General features: G+C 65.2%; 15 protein-coding genes. 5 read left to right on the forward strand and 10 right to left on the reverse strand.

Annotation, left to right across the window (positions count from 1 at the left end):
- Nucleotides 1-4: 4 nt before the first annotated feature.
- Entirely contained in the window at nucleotides 5-787 is a 783-nt protein-coding gene (locus L286_RS37735; RefSeq protein ID WP_029986543.1) for a crotonase/enoyl-CoA hydratase family protein, read from the reverse strand.
- 492 nt (nucleotides 788-1,279) lie between these two features.
- On the opposite strand from L286_RS37735, the gene L286_RS37740 reads away from it, so the two are divergent.
- Nucleotides 1,280-1,768, forward strand: coding sequence for a nuclear transport factor 2 family protein (locus tag L286_RS37740; protein WP_013053965.1), 489 nt, complete (start codon nucleotides 1,280-1,282; stop codon nucleotides 1,766-1,768).
- 406 nt (nucleotides 1,769-2,174) lie between these two features.
- Nucleotides 2,175-3,416: an acyl-CoA dehydrogenase family protein gene (locus tag L286_RS37745; protein ID WP_020819556.1), complete on the forward strand. Its 1,242-nt coding sequence runs from the start codon at nucleotides 2,175-2,177 to the stop codon at nucleotides 3,414-3,416.
- Between the two features lie 57 nt (nucleotides 3,417-3,473).
- On the opposite strand, the gene L286_RS37750 is transcribed toward L286_RS37745, so the two are convergent.
- The 5 genes from L286_RS37750 to L286_RS37765 form a co-directional block, all read right to left on the reverse strand.
- Complete coding sequence (locus L286_RS37750; protein ID WP_235181791.1) at nucleotides 3,474-4,238, reverse strand: TetR/AcrR family transcriptional regulator; 765 nt, start codon at nucleotides 4,236-4,238, stop codon at nucleotides 3,474-3,476.
- The gene (locus L286_RS49600) at nucleotides 4,235-4,363 is read right to left on the reverse strand and encodes a hypothetical protein (RefSeq protein WP_274518523.1); all 129 of its coding nucleotides are present in this window, start codon (nucleotides 4,361-4,363) and stop codon (nucleotides 4,235-4,237) included. Before L286_RS49600 ends, L286_RS37750 begins: the two co-directional genes overlap by 4 nt.
- 187 nt (nucleotides 4,364-4,550) lie before the next feature.
- Nucleotides 4,551-6,746 carry a 3-hydroxyacyl-CoA dehydrogenase NAD-binding domain-containing protein gene (locus tag L286_RS37755; RefSeq protein WP_020819553.1) on the reverse strand — a complete coding sequence of 732 codons (2,196 nt, stop codon included), beginning with the start codon at nucleotides 6,744-6,746 and terminating at the stop codon, nucleotides 4,551-4,553.
- Between the two features lie 10 nt (nucleotides 6,747-6,756).
- Entirely contained in the window at nucleotides 6,757-7,962 is a 1,206-nt protein-coding gene (locus tag L286_RS37760; RefSeq protein WP_013053969.1) for an acetyl-CoA C-acetyltransferase, read from the reverse strand.
- Nucleotides 7,963-8,018: 56 nt separating this feature from the next.
- Nucleotides 8,019-9,110, reverse strand: coding sequence for a CaiB/BaiF CoA transferase family protein (locus L286_RS37765; protein ID WP_020819552.1), 1,092 nt, complete (start codon nucleotides 9,108-9,110; stop codon nucleotides 8,019-8,021).
- Nucleotides 9,111-9,560: 450 nt separating this feature from the next.
- Between L286_RS37765 and L286_RS37770 the strand changes: the two genes are divergently transcribed.
- Both L286_RS37770 and L286_RS37775 read left to right on the forward strand, forming a co-directional pair.
- On the forward strand, nucleotides 9,561-9,947 hold the full coding sequence (locus L286_RS37770; RefSeq protein WP_020819551.1) for a nuclear transport factor 2 family protein: 387 nt from the start codon (nucleotides 9,561-9,563) through the stop codon (nucleotides 9,945-9,947).
- Nucleotides 9,948-10,035: 88 nt separating this feature from the next.
- Nucleotides 10,036-12,084 (forward strand): PQQ-dependent dehydrogenase, methanol/ethanol family, encoded by a 2,049-nt coding sequence (locus L286_RS37775; RefSeq protein WP_029986542.1) that lies wholly within the window; start codon nucleotides 10,036-10,038, stop codon nucleotides 12,082-12,084.
- 67 nt (nucleotides 12,085-12,151) lie between these two features.
- Here the strand turns inward: L286_RS37775 and L286_RS37780 are convergent, their stop codons facing one another.
- Nucleotides 12,152-13,852 (reverse strand): FAD-dependent oxidoreductase, encoded by a 1,701-nt coding sequence (locus tag L286_RS37780; protein WP_020819549.1) that lies wholly within the window; start codon nucleotides 13,850-13,852, stop codon nucleotides 12,152-12,154.
- Between the two features lie 299 nt (nucleotides 13,853-14,151).
- Between L286_RS37780 and L286_RS37785 the strand changes: the two genes are divergently transcribed.
- Nucleotides 14,152-15,129: an alpha/beta hydrolase gene (locus L286_RS37785; protein ID WP_020819548.1), complete on the forward strand. Its 978-nt coding sequence runs from the start codon at nucleotides 14,152-14,154 to the stop codon at nucleotides 15,127-15,129.
- Between the two features lie 51 nt (nucleotides 15,130-15,180).
- Here the strand turns inward: L286_RS37785 and L286_RS37790 are convergent, their stop codons facing one another.
- Genes L286_RS37790 through L286_RS37800 form a run of 3 tightly spaced genes read right to left on the reverse strand, consistent with a single transcriptional unit; the run spans nucleotide 15,181 to nucleotide 18,808 of the window.
- A complete protein-coding gene (locus L286_RS37790; RefSeq protein ID WP_013053976.1) occupies nucleotides 15,181-15,972 on the reverse strand; it encodes an SDR family NAD(P)-dependent oxidoreductase in 792 nt (263 codons plus the stop codon).
- A gap of 21 nt (nucleotides 15,973-15,993) precedes the next feature.
- A complete protein-coding gene (locus L286_RS37795; RefSeq protein ID WP_025160644.1) occupies nucleotides 15,994-17,472 on the reverse strand; it encodes an AMP-binding protein in 1,479 nt (492 codons plus the stop codon).
- A gap of 43 nt (nucleotides 17,473-17,515) precedes the next feature.
- Nucleotides 17,516-18,808, reverse strand: coding sequence for an acyl-CoA dehydrogenase family protein (locus L286_RS37800; protein WP_013053978.1), 1,293 nt, complete (start codon nucleotides 18,806-18,808; stop codon nucleotides 17,516-17,518).
- Nucleotides 18,809-18,824: the final 16 nt, after the last annotated feature.

The following is an 18,824-nucleotide window of genomic DNA, read 5'->3' on the forward strand; positions in this document are numbered from 1 at the left end:
CCATTCAGGGGTTCGCGACGTTTGCCCTGATCACCGCTTCGATGCGCTGCTGCTGCGCGGCCGATTCCTTCAAAAGCATCGCATCGGTGCCGGAGTCGGGATCGTTGCAGAGCCGCTTGGCCGCCGCCACCGCCGCCGCGTCGCTGCCCGCGATCTGCCGGGCGAGCGCATGGGCCGCCGCCAGCGGCGATTCGTCGCATTGCGTCGCCAATCCGATTTCCACGGCTTCACGGCCATTCACCGGCGCCGACGCAAAGATCAGGCGGCGAAGCTGGTCATCCCGGACAAGACGGGGCAGCAGGACGAACGCCCCCATATCCGGGACCAGTCCCCAATGAACCTCCCTCAGCATCAATCGCGCATCCGGATGAACGATCCGGATGTCGGCGCCCAGGGCAAGCTGAAGGCCGCCGCCGATCGCCGAACCGCTGATCGCGGCGATGACGGGCATGGAAAGGCTGCGCCAGCCCATCACGCAATATTGCGGCATGTTGGAACTGCCATGGGTGCGCGGGACAAGGTCTGCCGGAATGCCGCTGGGACTGAGGCCGGCCTGCATTTCGGCAAACATGCCAAGGTCCAGGCCCGCGCAAAAATCGCTGCCCTCGCCCGAAAGGACGACGGCCCGCGCCTGCGATTCCCGGACGATATCGATGGCTTCGGCCAGGGCGCCGAACATCGCGCCGTCCAGCGCGTTGCGCTTGGCGGACCGCACCAGCCTTATATCGGCTATGCCCTGGTCGATTTCGATGCGGATGCGGCCGCCGACCGTCTGCGGGACAGCCATGTCGATCAAAGCCGCACGCCGATGGAGATGGTGGCGATAGCGCCGGATGCGCCCCGCGGGCGCGCACATGCGGTCCATGCCGCATCGATGATATAAGTTCGAGCCATGACAATATCCTTGCGATGGAGGACGCCGCCCGCCCTGGAGCATGCGCCAGCCTTTCGGATTTCGGGTCAAAGGCCTAATCTCTGACCGTGATATTGCAAGCCGCGGCAGTTTCTACGCGATAAGAGTTATTATATAATCGTTCTAAATCAGTATGATGGACGAACATGAATTCCATGCGGGGCACAAGGCGGAAACGCTGGAAACTCCCGCGCCCTTTCCGAATCAGGCGCACCTGGGCTAGGTGAGCGCAAGGACAACTTCCTTGGCCCCGTTCATCGCCTTGGGAAACCATGGAGCGCAGATGCGGCATCCATGGCGACAATATTGAACGGATGTTCACCGCTGCCCAGCAGAAGAAAATCAATCGAATGTCGGAGACGGATCATGATCGACAGTGCTACAGAGGACCAGATCAAATGGCTGGTCGACCAGGCCGAGATCCAGAAACTGATCTCGGCTTATACAAATTGTCTCGACGACCGGGACTTTTCCGCCTGGCAGGATCTTTTCGCCGATGAGGGCGGCTATGGCGCGCCGCCAAATCGCCTGGCCAAGCATCTGTTGGCCAAGGGCAGCGAGGAGCTCCTGTCATCCTATGAAAAGACCCATCATTTTCTCGGCCTGCCCGCCATTGCGATCGACGGGGACGAGGCGCGGGCGCGCTGTCCCGGCATCACCCATCATGTGACGGTGCAGGCCCATCCCTCCCAAAGCCGGACCGTGGGAGGATGGCTCAGATTCACCTTCCGCCGTACGGAAAGCGGCTGGCGGATCGTCGATGCGTTCCCTGAAGTCGCGTGGACCGAAGGCGAGGATTATTTTGCCGGCGCGACCAGGATCGTGGAGCATCTCGCTTCGGCGCAGCGCGGCTGAAGTCCGGCACGCTCATCCCGCCGCTCGCAGCCGTGGAGGCGGGCGCGGGAAGGAACCGCCCGGCAAAGCTGTCCTCACCCTTCATCTTTCCGCTTGTATTACCCAAAAAAATGCATTTAACTGTCCTAGTGATTAGTAACATCGGGCCTAGCTGGACGCAGGCGGAGCCTCGGGTCGCATGGAAGGGATTGGCATCGGCCTGAACGGGCGTTTTGCGCGCCTGTCATGGACGATTGCACAAATCTCGGTATTTTTCGGGCTTTAGCGGGCGGATAGGAAAGACCCGCGGGCCGTGGATAAAAATATTTGGTCGAGGAGAGATCGGATGAACGGCGAATCGCTGCTGCGCGGGCGGATGCCCGGATATTATTTGCTTCATAGTCAGTATCCGAACAACGGTTGAAGGATGCTGCCCGTGTCGACGATCCCCCGCATCGAAGCAGATATTGCCCTCGCAGAGCAGCCGCATGGCAAGCAACCGCTGGACGCGGAGACGCTCGTCGCCCGCGCCAGGGAGATCGCGCCGCGACTTGCCGAGCGGGCGCAGGCGACCGAATTGAACCGCGCACCGCTCGACGAGAGCATCAGGGAACTGGTCGACGCGGGGCTGATGGCGATCCTCACCCCGACCCGCTTCGGCGGCCACGGGCTGCATCTCGACACGATGTCGCGGGTCGTGTCCATCCTGGCGGCGGCATGCCCGTCCACAGCCTGGGTGGCGTCCTTCTATATCGGCCAGGCATGGCGCGCCGCCCTGCTGCCGATGGAGGGGCAGGAGGAGCTGTTCCGCTCGCGCAACTATGCGCTGGGCGCGGGACAGGCAGCGCCGGTCGCGAAGGTGGAGATCGTGCCGGGCGGCTATCGCATCACCGGGCGGACAGCCTGGAGTTCGGGCATCGTCCATGCCGATTGGGTCATCTTCGGCGGCCTCGTCTATCCGCCCGACGGCCCGCCGGAGGCGCGCACCTTCACCATCCCGCGCGATCAGGTGGAGATGATCGACACCTGGCACGTCACCGGCATGAAGGGCACCGGCAGTCACGACGTCGCCGTGCACGACGTGTTCGTACCGGCCCACAGGTCATTGTCGCTGGCGGACCTGCTGGCGGGCGTAGCGCCGGGCGCCGCGATCCATGCCGACCAACCGCTCTATGCCTTGCCGCTGATGCCGGCGCTTTTCGTGGAGCCGCTGCCCGTCTTCGTGGGCGCGCTGCGCGGCGCGACCGACATTTTCCTGAGCCAGGTGCGCGCCCGCCATAATACGAATACTGGAGAGGCCGTTTCCGCCAAGTCCTCCGCCCGCATGAGGCTTGGCCGGGTGCTCGCGCAAACGCGCCTGGCGGAGCAGATGCTCGACGCCTATGTCGCCGATCTCCTGACCCCCGGCGCGCCCGACCGGCTGCGCCCGCTGGAAGCCCGCGCCGCCGCGAAAATGAACGCCGTGCTGATCATAGAACTCGCCGCCGACACCATGCGGCTGATCATGCAGGGGGTCGGCGCGAACGGCTATCGCGAGGCCAATCCGCTGCAACGCTACGCCCGCGACCTTGAGATATTGCGCCTGCATGCCTTCCTGGATCCGGATACGGCGAGCGAGAGTCTGGGGACGCTGGCGTTCGGCGCGACGCCGAACGATCCGCTGCTTTGAGGCGTTCGGATGGTGCCGGCCGGACGAACCGATGCCATGCTTTTTCGGCTGGTCCCTCTACAGGGACAATGCCGCGATGGCGCTCGCTCCATCGGCCTTCAATTGCAGCGAGAGCGGCCCTGAGTCCCGAACGTCCGCCAGATATTGCTCCAGTCGCGCGCGAACATCGCCATCCAGCGCGCCGACCAGCATTTCCAGGACAGCCTGCAACATATTGTCGACGACCTGGGCCTCCTCCACCGCGCCGACCAGCCAATCGTTGATCACGGCATATTCGAGATGGGCGATGTGCCGGGTCAGCCGCCCAAGGTCGATCTCCGCGGGCAGCAAGCTCCTGTTTCGCTGGTTGTCCAGCCAATCGCGGAAGAATCCCGCACCGATGGCCAAGGTGACAGCCCGCACCTGAGCCGGCGCCGAGGGTGAAAAATGCAATGAGACGATCGCGGTCATATAGTTGCGCAATTGAAGATTGCGCAATGTCGTCGCCGTCAACTTCCCCAACGCCCCGTCGAGCGTGGACACGTCGAATCGATCGGCCAGCGCCAGGTTGAACTCCTCGAAATAAAATCGGATCGCCAGCGCCACCAGATTGTCGCGATTGCCGAACGCGTTGAATATCGTGCGCTGCGCGACCCCGGATCGCCGGCTCAATTCCATCGTGCTGAAACCGCCAAGGCCCTGTTCCGCCAGCATATGCTGGGTTTCGCGCAATATGCGGCGACGGCGTTCGAACATCGGCGCGCTGGCGCTGGTCATGCCGGCGACGGCATATAGTTCCCGATTGGAAATCCGCGAGTGGCCGGAAGCGGGCGGAGAGGTCATGCCGGTCCCCGCCATCCGCGCAAGGCGGCGAGCCGGGCACAGCGCGTCGTCATGTCCGACCGGCGGCAATCGCGGCCTTCGGCAGCGGCGGCAAGCAGCATCTCAGGCTCACGGAGCGTCAGCATCGGAGCATGTTTAGCGAGATTCAAGCGGCGCGCCAGCATGATGCTCCGGCGCTCCCTTGGCCAGTTCCATCCATGGGCCGGCGCCGGAGCGGAAGACACGCCCCGGCGCCGATCCAGACGATCGCCCGCGCCGATCAGGCGGCCGCCCCCTTGCGGAACCGCGCCGTCCATGGTTGGGCGCGGTCGATCATGCCGCTTTCTGCCGGATCGGGGCCTCGTAAAACCGGCCCCGTTCTTCGGCGAGCTTGCGCAACAGGGGCGGTATGGCGAACCTGTCCCCATGATCGCGCGCCAGTTCGTCCGCGACGGCGGCGAAGGTCGAGGCGCCGACGGAATCGATGAAGGAGAGCGGCCCCCCGGTCCATGCCGGAAAGCCCCAGGCCAGGATCGCCCCCACATCTGCCTGTCGCGGATCGCCGATCACCCCTTCGTCGACGCAGCGCGCCGCCTCGATGGCCTGGCGGTAGAGCAGCCGAAGGCGAATGCGCTCAACCAGCGCCGCGTCGCTCGACACTATGCTGGGGGGCGCGAGATCAGCCAGTCCGACCCATAATGTCTTGCCGCTGCCGTCCTGCGCATAGTCATAGATGCCCCGGCCGTTCTTGCGTCCCAGGCGGCCGAGCTGGTTGACCAGTCGGTCGACGATCCCGTCCTGCGCCTTGGCGACATAGGCGCTGCCCAAATCCGCCGCCGTCTGCTTCGTCACCTTGTCGAGCAGGTCGAGCGCCACGTCGTCGCTCAGTTCCAGCGGTCCGCGCGGCATGCCGGTCATGCGGCCGACATTGTCGATGATGGCCGGCGCCATCCCTTCGGCAAGCATCTCATAGCCTTCGGCGATATAGGTGCCGAACACCCGGCTGGTGTAGAAGCCGCGGCTGTCGTTGACGATGATCGGAACCTTGCCGATCCGCAGCACATAATCGGTCGCGGCCTCGATCGTGGCGTCGCTGGTGCGCTTGCCCCGGATGATCTCGACAAGGCGCATGCGATCGACCGGCGAGAAGAAGTGGATGCCGACGAAGGATTCGGGACGCTGGGAGGCGTCGGCCAGTCCGTCGATGGGCAGCGTCGAGGTATTGCTTCCGAATATCGCGTTCGATCCCAGCACCGCCTCCGCCTTGCGCGTGACCTCCGCCTTCAGGGCGCGGTTCTCGAACACCGCCTCGATCACGATGTCCGCGCCCGCAAGGTCGCCATAGTCCGTCGAAGCGCGGATTCGGGCCTTCGCCGCATCCGCCTTCTCCTGCGACAGGCGCCCCTGGCGGACAGCCTTGTCCAGCAGATTGTCCCCATGGGCCTTGCCCTTGTCGGCGGCGGCCTGGTCGACATCGATCAGCACGGTGTCGATGCCCGCCAGGGCATGCGCATGCGCGATGCCCGCGCCCATCATGCCCGCGCCCAGCACGCCTGCTTTCCGGGGATCGAACTTCTCGCGCCCCGCCGCGCGGCCCTGCCCCTTGCCCAGCGCCTGCATCGACAGGAACAGGGTGCGCACCATCGCCTCCGCCTGGGGCGTCTGCACCGTGTTGAGGAAGCGGCGGCTTTCGATGCGCAGGCCGGCATCCATCGGCACCTGCGTTCCTTCGAACACGGCCTTCAAAATCTGTTCCTGCGCCGGATAATTGCCGTAGCTTGTCGACCGCAGCATGGCGTTGGCGCCTGCCATGATCTGCTGGCCCGCTGACGAATAGGGAGCGCCGCCGGGCAGCTTGAAGCCCTTGCGGTCCCAGCGGGCAACCGGATCGCCGACCGACAGCAGCCACGCTTTGGCAGTCTCGATCAGATCGGCGGCGGGAACCACCGCATCGACGAAGCCCAGTTCAAGCGCCTTGGCCGGACTGACGGGCTTGCCCTGGAGCAGCAGCGGCAGCGCGGCCTGAAGCCCGATGAGCCGGGGCAGGCGCTGAGTCCCGCCCGCGCCGGGCAACAGGCCGATGGTCGCTTCCGGAAAGCCTAGCTGGATCTTCGGATTGTCGGCCACGACGCGATAATGGCAGGCCAGCGCCACTTCCATTCCGCCGCCCAGCGCCAGCCCGTTGATCACCGCGACAACCGGCTTGCCCAGCGTTTCGATGGCGCGCAGGCGACGGCTCAGCGACGCGCAATCGGCAACCGCACCGGCCAATTCCTCCTGGGTGCTCGCCACGCGCCAGCGGGCGATGTCGCCCTCCATCTCGACCAGGTCGGCGCCGGCGATGAAGCCGTTGTCCTTGCCCGACGTCAATATCGCGCCCTTGATCGCGGCATCGCCCTTCAGCCGTTCGACAAGCTGTTCCAGTTCCTGCGAAAACGCCGCCGTGATGGTGTTCATCGTCCGGCCGATGACGTCGAACCGGACGAGCGCGATGCCGTCCGCGCCTGTTTCGATGCTGATATGCTGCATGATACTCTCCTCAGACGCGCGCGATGGCCATTGCGGTGCCCATGCCCGCGCCGACGCACAAATTGATTACGGCCGTTTCCTTGCCGGACCGTTCCAGCTCGTCCAGCACGGTTCCCAGGATCATCCCGCCGGTCGCGCCCAGCGGATGCCCCATGGCGATCGCGCCGCCGTTCACGTTGATCTTGTCATGCGGGATGTCGAGCATCTTCATGTAGCGCAGCACCACCGCCGCGAAGGCCTCGTTCAGTTCGAAAAGGTCGATGTCGGCCACCGCCATGCCCAGCCGCTTCAGCAGCTTTTCAGTGACATAGGACGGGCCGGTCAGCATGATCGTCGGCTCCGATCCGATGGAGGCCGCGCCCAGGATTTTGGCCCGCGGCTTCAAGCCGGCCTTTTCGCCGGCCTCGCGCGATCCGATCAGAACCGCCGACGCGCCGTCGACGATGCCGCTGGAATTGCCGGCATGGTGGACATGGTCGACCTGGCTGATTTCCGGATAGCGCTGGATCGCCACCGGGTCGAACAGCGTCTCGCCCATCGCCTTGAAGGAGGGCTTGAGCGTGGCGAGCGAGTCAATCGTCGCGTCGGCGCGGATATGTTCGTCATGGTCGAGCCGCGTGACGCCGGCCTGGTCGACCACCGGAACGACCGAACGGGAAAAGCGCCCTTCCGCCCAGGCGCGCGCCGCCCGGCGCTGGCTTTCCACTGCATAGCCGTCGACATCCTCGCGGCTGAATCCGTCGAGCGTGGCGATCAGATCGGCGCCGATACCCTGGGGCGTGAAATAGCTGTCATAAGCGAAGCTGGGATCGACCGCCATCGCCCCGCCATCGGCCCCCATCGCCACGCGCGACATGGATTCGACGCCGCCGCCGATGGCGAATTCGGCTTCGCCGAACACCACCTTGGCAGCCGCCATGTTGCACGCCTCAAGCCCCGATCCGCAGAAGCGGTTGACCTGGACCCCGGCGGTGGACTGCGCATAGTCGGCCGCCAGCACGGCGAGCCGGGCGATGTCCGCGCCCTGTTCGCCCACCGGCATGACGCAGCCCAGGATCACGTCGTCCACCAGCGACGTGTCCAGTCGATGGCGATCGCGAATGGCGCCCAGCGTCTGCGCGGCAAGCTCCAGCGCGCTGATCTCGTGAAGCGAGCCGTCGGGTTTCCCGCGCCCTCTGGGCGTGCGAACGGCGTCGAAGATGAAGGCTTCTGGCATGCGTCCTGTTCCTGTCGATAGGGTTGAAGCGTTCCGAATTGTTGATGTCGCGGCGGCTATCCCGCCATATTCGCCGATTGAAGAATCTCGACCGTGTCGGCCCCGACCGGCCCCGCCGCGCGGGGGCGATCCGCCCGCGTCACCGAAAAGCGGGGCGCGGGCGCGGGCTGCATGAGGCCGTCGACATCGATGAACGTGTCGCGGGCCGCATTGTGGGGATGGCGGGGCGCCTCCGCCACCGACAGCACCGGCGCGAAGCAGGCGTCGGTCCCCTCCAGCAGCGCGCACCATTCATCGCGGGCGCGCGTCCGGAACAGCGCCTCCAGCCGCGTCTTCAGCAGCGGCCATGCCGTCGCGTCCAACTGCCGGTCGAACGCGGCGTCGTCTTCCAGGCCCAGCTTTTCCCGCAACAGGGCGTAGAATTTCGGTTCGATCGCCCCGATGCTGATATATTTGCCGTCGGCGCATTCATAGCTGTCGTAGAAATGCGCGCCCGTATCGAGCAGGTTGACGCCGCGCTCGTCCCGCCATTCGCCCGCCGTCACGAAGCTCATCGTCATGGCGTTGAGCAGCGCCGAACCATCGGTGATGGCGCAATCTATCACCTGGCCGCTGCCGCCCCGGGCCACGTGGAACAGGGCGCTCGCCATCGCGAAGGCCAGCATCATCGCGCCGCCGCCGAAGTCGCCCAGCAGGTTCATCGGCGGCGTCGGCCTTTCGCCAGCACGCCCGCAACCATGCAGGGCGCCCGAAAGCGCAACATAATTGATGTCATGTCCAGCAGCCTGTGCGAGCGGGCCGGTCTGCCCCCATCCGGTCATCCGGCCATAGACCAGCTTCGGATTGTCGGCCAGCAGCACGTCCGGGCCAAGGCCCAGCCGCTCCATGACGCCGGGCCGAAAACCCTCGATCAGCCCGTCGGCCGTCGCGACAAGCCCGCGCAAGCGCGCGATGGCGTCGGCATCCTTCAGGTCCAGCACGATGGATTTGCGCGAACGCGCCAGCGCGTCGTGCCGGTCGACGACCGCGCCGGGGCGTTCCACCCGGATCACCTCCGCGCCATGATCGGCCAGCATCATCCCGCAGAACGGGCCGGGACCGATGCCCGCCATCTCGATGATGCGAACGCCTGCCAGTGGGCCGCTCATCCGCTCCTCCTTTCCGAATATCCGTATTCGCCGGGACTCGATCACCCAGGCGGCGAATTATTTGCAGTCCATTGCAGAAAAATGTATCGATGGAAAGAGGGCGCCTGAAAGGGCGGGTCGATAATCGCGATTTGAACGGATCGAGCGTTGAAATGCGGGATTTCACATGGGTTGAGGATTGTCCCGATGCACCCGTCGCCGGTGGGCATGCCCGCCGCGAGCGCCTTGCATCACCGCATAACCTATCTTATGATTCGGGACGACGCGGGCTTGGCGCCTGTGGAAGCGCCAGGCCGACACGACGCCCGCGGCCCACCGTCTTCGCGGCGCCCACGCATTTGCAGTGTCGCGTCATGGAGCATCTCATGCCGCGCCGCGCCGATGGCCTGGAACGATTGGATCTTCCGGCAAATATAAGTTCTTGGGGAGGTAAAAACTTTGGAAAAAGATATGAAATCCGCCATGCTGGCAGTCGCGGAGCGGTTCACGCAGGCTTTCTCGAACCGCGACGCGGCCGGATTCGTCAGCACCTATGGGCCGGACGCGACCGTCTGGCACAATGACGACCGGATCGTGCAGGGACGCGAAGAGAACCTGGCCAAGTTGCAGGGCTTTTTTTCGATCTGCTCGGCCGTCGAATACAGGAACATCGAACGCGACGTGACGGACGCCAGCACGCTCGTGCAGCAGCATGTCGTCTGGGGACGACTGAATGACGGCCGCGAATTCGAAGTGCCCGTGTGCATGGTCATAAAGTTCAAGGACGGTCTTATCCACCATATCGCCGAATATTGCGATCCCGCACCCTTCCACCAACTCCTCCACGGCACGGATTAAGTCGATCCCGCGCGCGGACATGGCCGGAATCGGCCGATCACCGAATATGAAGGAAAATGGGATGCGGCATTTCAGGAAGGCGGCATTGATGTCCCTGGCTCTGGCCATGGTGGCGGGAACGACGCAGCAATGCTCGGCGCCCCGGCCGGCGGAGCCTTATCTCGACGGCAGCGACGGAAAGGACTGGCCGGGCTATGGGCGCAGCTTCGGCGAACAGCATTACAGCCCCCTGACGCAGATCGACGGCAAGACGGTCGGCGATCTGGGGCTGGCATGGTGGTTCGACCTTGGCCCGGAAAATTCGGCCACCCAGCCTATCGCGGTGGATGGCGTCCTCTATTTCGGCGTCGGGCACAGCATCGTGCACGCCATCGACGCGAAGACCGGAAAATTGCTCTGGCGCCATGACCCGCACGCCGCGGAGGCGGCCGGGCCCAATCTTCGCCTGGGATGGGGCAGCCGGGGCATCGCCTGGGGCAATGGCAAGATCTATACGGGAACGCAGGACGGCCGCCTGATCGCGATCGACGCCCGGACAGGCAAGGAGGTCTGGAGCGTGCAGACCTTCGACAAGGACCAGCCCACCTATATCAGCGGCGCACCGCGCTATTATGCGGGCAAGGTCATCGTCGGCTTCGGCGGCGACATGGGGAAGGTGCGGGGCTATGTGACCACCTATGATGCGGACACCGGCAAGCAATTGTGGCGATTCTACACCGTGCCGGGCAATCCCGCCGACGGGTTCGAAAACAAGGCCATGGAAATGGCGGCCGGAACCTGGTCGGGAGAATGGTGGAAATATGGCGGCGGCGGCACGGTATGGAACGCCATATCCTATGATCCCGAAACCGACAGCATCTTCCTGGGAACCGGGAATGGTTATCCATGGAATCACAAGGTGCGAAGCGGCGGTAAGGGAGACAATCTGTTCCTGGCGTCCGTCGTGGCGGTCAGCGGCTCCACCGGCGAGTATAAATGGCATTATCAGCAGAATCCGGGCGAGACATGGGACTATAACGCCGCGATGGACATGGCCCTGGCCGACCTGACCATTGCCGGCAAGCCGCGCAAAGTCCTGGTGACGGCGCCCAAGAACGGCATTTTCTACGTCATAGACCGCGTCACGGGAAAGCTGATTTCCGCCGAACCCTATACGAAGGTGAACTGGGCCAGCAAAATCGACCTGGCGACCGGCCGCCCGGTCGAAAATCCGGACGCGCGCTACCCGGACGGCAAGACCTTCACCATCTGGCCCTCGTCGGCCGGCGGCCATAGTTGGCAACCCATGGCCTATAGTCCGGCCACCAGGCTGGCCTATATTCCGGTCATCAATGCCGGAATGACCATCCGGGACGAGCCCGACCTCGCCCATTACAAGCCGCCTCTGGACCGATCGTCCGGCGGATCGTTCATTCCCGACTTCGACGTGAAGGATCCGAAACAGGCGACGGGGGCGCTCGTCGCATGGGATCCCGTCACGCAGAAGAAGAAATGGAGCGTGGAGCATCCGACGCTGGCGAACGGCGGCGTCATGGCGACGGCGGGCGGGCTGGTCTTCCAGGGCACGGTGGACGGAAGCTTCAAGGCCTATGACGCGGCCACGGGCAAAACCGTCTGGTCCTTCGCGGCCGGCACGCCGATCGTGGCCCCGCCCATTTCCTATAGGGTGGGCGACACCCAATATGTGACCATAATCACCGGCCTTGGCACGGGCCTGGCGATGTGGGCGCCGATATTGTCCCGGTATAATATCGATCCCCGCAGCCAGAAACGGCGCGTCCTGACCTTCGCCATCGGCGCCAGGGCGAAGCTTCCGGCCGACAAGCATTCCGTCCAGCCCATCGCCGCCGATCCGGAATTCGCGCCCAACCCGGCCAGCGCCGCCGCCGGAGCGGTGATCTACATGAAGCACTGCGTCGTGTGCCACGGCTTCGGCGCGGTAAGCGGATCGCACGCGCCGGACCTGCGGCGGTCGACCATACCGACCTCTCCCGAAGCCTTTGCGAGCGTGCTGCGCGAAGGGGCGCTGGTGTCGGGCGGCATGCCGCGCTTCGAAGAGTTCACGGATCGCCAGCGCGAAGATGTGCGCCAGTATATCCGCACGGAAATGCAGAAGGGGCGCGCCAGCACCCGCTGAGATGGGAATGCGGGCAGCTTTTCGTCGGGGCGAAAGGCTGCCCGCGTCGCGACCGGGGCGGCCCCGCTCAGGCGGCGGCCTGCCCTGCCCGGACGATGTCCCGCGCTGCGAGGTAGCCGAAGACGATGGCAGGCCCCAAAGCGGCGCCGCCGCCCGGATAGGCCCCGCGCCAGGGGGAATTCATGTCCAGTCCAACGGCATAGAGGCCGGCTATCGGTTGCCCCGCAGCGTCCAGGACGGCGGCGCGAGCATCCGTCACCACCCCCAGCAACGTGCAAAGATCGCCCGGCCTCAATTCGATCGCATAAAAGGGCGCGTGCTCCAGCGGCGCCAGGCTGGGATTGTCCCTCCCCGGATCGCCCATGAAGTGCGAATAGGCATGGGCGCCCCGGCCGAACTCCGGATCCTGGCCCTGGCGCGCATGTTCGTTGAACGTGGCGACCGTCCGTTCAAGCCGCGCCGGATCGATTCCCAATTGGCCCGCCAGTTCCGCGACGGTCCCCGCCCGCTTCAAATATCCTTTCCGCAGCAGCGCGCCATGCGGCCAGGGTGCCGGACGCGCCAGCCCCATGCCGTATCGACGCAGGAATTGCGCGTCGCCGACAAGGAACATCCGTTCGGCGCCGACCCGGTTGATGTCGTTGCCGACCGCCTGATAGTGATTCGCTTCATCCGTGAAGCGGCGCCCGTCGGCGTCGACGATGATCGATCCGGGCTTCAGCCGGTCTCCCGCCAGATGCGGGAAGGGCCGGGGCGGCCCATCGCCCGCCGGAACCGCCGACATGGGCGTCCAGATCGCATTGGCGGCATTGCCTTCGGCCAGGCGCCCCCCGGCGCCGAGGGCGAGCCGAATGCCGTCGCCCCTATTCTCCCTGGGCGCCAGGCTGTAGCTCGTCGCGGCGAGCGGGATATGCTCCCGCCGCATCGCCGCATCCGCGCCAAATCCTCCCGTCGCCATGATGACGGCTTTGCTTGTCCGGACCTCCAGCGTCTGGCCCGATCGTTCGACGATGGCGCCGATGACGCGATTGTCCGCGGTCCGAAGCGACTTGACGGGCGCATCGCTCCAAAGCGAAACCCCGCTGTCCGCGGCCGCCAGCAGCAGCCGAGCCGCAAGCGCGTTGCCGTTCGCCAGTCGCGTGGCGCGGCCATGGACAAGCAGGTCGGCGACCTGCCGGGCGACGATGCGGACGCTTTTCCGGAAGGCGGCGAAGGAACGGTGCAGGTTCAGGAGCGGTTCCATGTCCGCAAAGCCGATCTGGAACCCGAGCGGGCCGCCCATTTCCCGCAGGGCCGGCCGCAGCTTGCCAAGGAGCGGCCCCAATTTGCGGCCGTCGAAATCGGGGGACAACAGGCATCGCGAATGTCCGGCCCCCGGCAAGTGCATTTCATAATCGGGCAGCCCGGCCGAGATCAGTTCCAGGCCGGCATGTTCGCTCAGATAATCCACCGCTTCATTGGCATGAGCGAGATAGGCTTCGACCTTGCTGTCGTCATATTGGGCGCCAAGCACCGCCTTCAGATAGGCGGCGGCGTCCGCGATGCTGTCGTCAAAGCCGTCGGCGCGCATCGCCCGGCTGGCCGGTATCCAGACGCCGCCGCCCGACAGCGCGGTGGTTCCGCCGAAAACGGATGCCTTCTCCGCAACCACGACCGACAGCCCCGCCTGAGCCGCGACGATCGCGGCGGAAATGCCCGCCGCCCCCGATCCGGCGACCAGCACGTCGCATTCGATCACGGACGATCCTTGGCCGGTCACAGCTTCCATGAAAATCCCCTCCCCGCCTCGTCCGAAACCGGCCGGTCCGGCATGGGGACTGGCTCATCCCATCATGTCGGGCTCCGCGGACCGGGGAGGATGGATGAACGCGGTCCGGGCAGGCGCGCCAACCCGCGTCCTGCCGCTTGCCTCTCCATCATATTCCCGGTTCCGTGAAAGATCGTAGACAAGGCCGCCTCATTCAACAATAGGATAATTTATTCTATTGCGCAGCAAACCGGCGCACCGTTCCACCGGCGCGGCCGGAAATCCAAAGCCCATCATCAAAGCGCGAGGAGCAGCATCAGATGACCACCCCACCCGCCGATCGCCAGATCCACGCCGCTTCGTTCGAGGTCCGCCGGACCACCGTCCGCGACAATGCGGAGATCGCCTATATCCGGGAGGGCGTGGGCGGCCTGCCGCTATTGATGCTCCACGGCTGGCCGAGCACGAAGCGCATCTTCTATCGGAACATCGGCCCCCTGGCCGAAGCCGGTTTCGAGGTGATCGCGCCGGATGCGAGCGGATGGGGCGACTCCCCGCCGCGCGCGGACAGGTGGACGGATCAGGTCATGGCCGGGCGCGACAGCGTGGCGTTGATGGAAGCGCTCGGCCATGAGCGGTTCGTCCTCGCCGCTTTCGACCAGGGGACCATAGTGGGCCTCGACCTCGTCAACAGATTCCCCGAACGCATCCTGCGGCAAGTGTTGTGGAGCGGCGTCGTCCCCTTCATGTGGGATGTCTATGCGGCGGCCGGCATCGGCGGCGACATGATCGAGGAAGTCGTCGCGGCGACCGATCACATATTGGAACATGGCAATCATGCCGATCGCCTCTGCGCCGGACTGGACACGGCGGAGGCCCGCCGGGATTACGTCAAGGGCTTTTACACGACCAGGGTCTGGAAAGCCGGCCGGCCCGCGACCGGCATAGCCGGTCCGGGCGCCTTCGACGAGGACATGGCGTCCTTCCATGCCGAACCCTTTGGCGACGCCAGGATGTTCCGCGATTCATTGCGCTGGTACGAAACGCCGCTCCATCCCGAAACATTCTCCGAACCGCCGTTGCTGGCGCAGGCGAGCGACGTGGAAACGCTGTTCCTGCTGGGCGCGCATGACTTCACCACGGCGAACGCCAACACCGCCCGGCGCATAGAGGTCGCCTACAGGAATCTGGTCGGCCCGTTCTTCGTGGACGGCGCGGGGCACTTCCTGTCCTGGGAATGCCCCCGCCTGTTCAACAATGCCGTCATCAGCTTCTGCCGCGACCTGCTTGCCCGGTGAACGGGCCGCGACGAATGTCATGCCGCCGCGCCGCCGGAGCGGCGGCATAACTCAGTCTTTGGCGGAGACGACGGACGGCGAAGGATTGAGGATCTGGCCGGCGTCGGTCACCAGGCTGGTGCCCGTGATATGTTGGGCGCCTTCATCGGCCAGGAACAGGATGGCCGTGGCGATGTCCTCCGGCGTGCCCGCCCGGCGCAGGGGAGTCATGCCCTCTACCGTCTCGATCAGTTCCCGCATTCCCGCCTCGCCAAGGGCGTCGGAGAATCTGCGCGTCGCGATGAAGCCGGGGCAAACGGCATTGACGCGGATTTCCGGACCCAGAGCCCTGGCCAGCGACACGGTCATGTTGTTGAGCGCGGCTTTCGAAGCCGCATAGGCGATCGAGCTGCCGATCGCCGCGATCGCCGCGATCGACGAGACGTTGACGATCGCGCCATAGCCGCCCTGCTTCATCAGGGGCGTGCAAGCCCGTATCATCTGGAAGGCGCCGACCACATTGGTGCGATAGATCGAAAGGAAGTCGTCGCTGCCAAGGCCTTCAAGGTCGGCGTGGGCGACGATGCGGGTCGTGCCCGCATTGTTGACCAGGACATCGACCCGCCCCCACCGTTCGGCGGCGGCGGCGACCATGCGGCGGCAATCCGCATCCTCCCCCACATCGCCCTGCACTGCGAGGGCATCGGCGCCCAGCAGGCGGCATGCTTCGACCGTCTCCTCCGCCTCGTCCCGGCTGTGCGCATAGTTGACGAGAACCCGGGCTCCGCGTCCTGCCAGTCCCTTGGCGACAGCGGCGCCAAGGCCGTTCGCCCCCCCGGTCACAATGGCTACCCGATCCTTCATCCTATCACCTCATCCCGATGTTCAGGCGCGATTTGCCGCGCCGGCCTTGTTGTCGGACCCATCCATCCTGGCGGCCCGCAACGCGCTCCGCCGGACCTTGCCCGCCTCGTCACGGATCGAATCCGCGACGAACTCGAAGGTTCGCGGTATCTTGTAGCGGACGATCCGCTCCGCCAGATGCCGCTTCAGCGCCTCCGGATCGATCTGCGTCGCCGCATCGATGATGGCATGGACGCGGTTTCCAAGATCGTCGTCCGGCAAGCCGATGACCGCGCTCGACCGAACGCCGGGGAATGCGTCGATGGCGGCCTCCACCTCGGCGGGATAGACGTTGGCGCCGCCGGAGATGATCAGGTCGGTGCGGCGGTCGGCCAGGAACAGATAACCCTCCTCGTCGACATGCCCCATGTCCCCGATGGTTTCCCAGCCGTCGTCGGACCGCCTGGATTCGCCGCCCAGGTAGAAATAGGTGGAACCCGGACCGCTGTCTGGCCGCATATAGACTTCGCCGATCACCCCGGCCGGAACGGGCTGCCCGGCATCGTCCACGACCTTGATCGCGCATCCTTCCACCGCCCGGCCGACCGAACCGGGCCTGGCCAGCCACTCCTCGCCGGAAATCCAGGTCGTGCCGCAGCCCTCCGTGCCGCCATAGGCCTCCTGCACCACGTCCGCGCCCAGCCACTCGATCCACTCCGCCTTCAGCCAGGGCGGGCAGGGCGCCGCCGTATGCACGACCGTCCGCAGGCTGCTCATGTCATGCCGGTCCCGGACCTCCGCCGGAAGGCGCGCGATGCGATGCATCATGGTCGGGACCATGATCGTCCAGTCGATGCGATGCCGATCGATGAGGTCCAGGGCGCGTTCCGCGTCGAACCGCTCCATCACGATCAGCCTGTTCCCGCAGAACAGCCCGCGCGAGCTGCACATGAACGACGCATTGTGATAGAGCGGCCCCGCGACCAGTTGCCTGCCCTGAACCGGCATGCGGAATTCCGGGACCAGGGGATCGAAGATGCCGGGCTGGCGCGACACGATCACCTTGGGCCGGCCGGTCGAACCGCCCGATGCGACCGCCTTCCAATAAGGCGGAACGGGATAATCCATCGCCTCGTCCGACAATGCCGGATCGGGAAGGAAACCGGCGGGCAGTTGCGGAACGGAAGTCTGCTCGCCCTCCGACCCGACGATCAGCCTGGGCGACACGATGTCGATGATGGCGGATCGCTCGGCCGGCGGCATCCGGGCGGAAATGGGCTGGGGGATGGCGCCGACCTTCCACGCCGCGATGCTGGCCTGGTAGAATTCGCGGCCGTTGGGCAGCATGATGGTGACGAAATCGCCCTCCCCCACGCCGGCGTCGCGATAGGCCCGCGCCAGCCGGTTGGTGGAACGGTCCAGATCCCGCCAGGAAATCTCGCCGGCCTCGTCGACGATCGCCGGTTCATCGGCCAGCCTTTCCGCCCAATATCGAATGCAGTCCCCGATCGAATATTGCATCTGCCGATAGTCCATAGCTGGGCGCAGCACGGCGCCATGATGATTATTTGCGGGCACCGCCCAGGCCGAACATATAGGCCGCGATCTTGCGCATCTGAATCTCTTCGGAACCTTCGGTGATGCGGTAGCGGCGATGATGCCGGTAGATATGCTCGAAGGGCTTGTGGCGCGAATATCCGATGCCGCCATGCACCTGCATGGCGCGGTCTGCGGCCTCGCAGCAGAGCCGGTTCGCCCAATAGTTGCACATGCTGACCTTGTGGGAAAGCGTCGCCGTCACCTCCGCGCGGGACATCCGGTCCATGTCGGATGCCGTCTTGCGGATCAGCAGGCGCAGCATCTCCGCCTGGGTGCTCATTTCGACGAGCGGCCACTGGATCGCCTGGTTCGTGGCCAGCGGCTTGCCGAACGGCTTGCGCTCGCGGGCGTAACGCACGCTTTCCTCGATGCAATAGCTTGCCGCCCCAAGGGACGCCGCCGCCTGCCGGATGCGGTTTTCATGGACGAACGTCTGGGCCAGCGCCAGCCCATCGCCCGGCTCGCCGAAAAGATCCTCGTCCCTCACCCAGACATTGGTGAGGCTGATGCGGGGATGATCGGTGGGCATGTTGAAGGTCCAGAGCCACTCCTCGATCTTGAGGCCGGGCGTGTCGCTGGGCACAAGAAAGCCGGTAATGCCCTTGCCGTCCCCGCGCTCGCCATGGGTGCGGGCAAAGATGATGACATGGCTGGCGCTGTGCATGCCGGTGGTCCACATCTTCTCGCCGTCTATGCGCCAGCCGCTGGCGCCGTTGCGGCTTTCGCGCACGGCGCGCGTCTGCATGTGCGTCGCGTCCGATCCATGCTCCGGCTCGGTCAGCGCGAAGGCCAGCGAAAGGTCGCCGTCCAGCATTCCGCCGATGAATTTCTCCTTCTGCTCCTGCGTGCCGAATTCCTGCAACATCAGCACCTGGGGGAAGTTGGCGACGATCGAATGCTCGTTCTGAAGGTCGTTGTGCAGTCCCAGGCCCCGCGCCGCCAGATGCTCGCGGATGGCGGCCATCCACAGGTTGGAACCATCCTGCCCGCCAAAGGCCCTGGGCAGGCCGAAGCGCAGATAGCCGGCGCGGTCGGCCAGATCGCGGGCCTGGCGCAAAAGGGCCTCCCATTCAGGCCGCGGCAGGCCGCCCCCCTCGAAGTCGGTGCGCGCCCATTCGCGCCGATGGTCGAAGAAGCGGATATTGTCGTCGCGCTGCTCGAGCGGCTTGATCTCGGCATCGATGAATGCATCCATCTTCGCGAGATAGGCGCTGAGTTCAGGGCTGTCGCCGAAATAGCCAACCGTTCCAGATTCCACAATCAAACCTTCCACA

It is taken from the genome of Sphingobium sp. HDIP04, assembly GCF_000445085.1.
In the GTDB taxonomy this organism is placed as follows: Bacteria; Pseudomonadota; Alphaproteobacteria; order Sphingomonadales; family Sphingomonadaceae; genus Sphingobium; species Sphingobium indicum.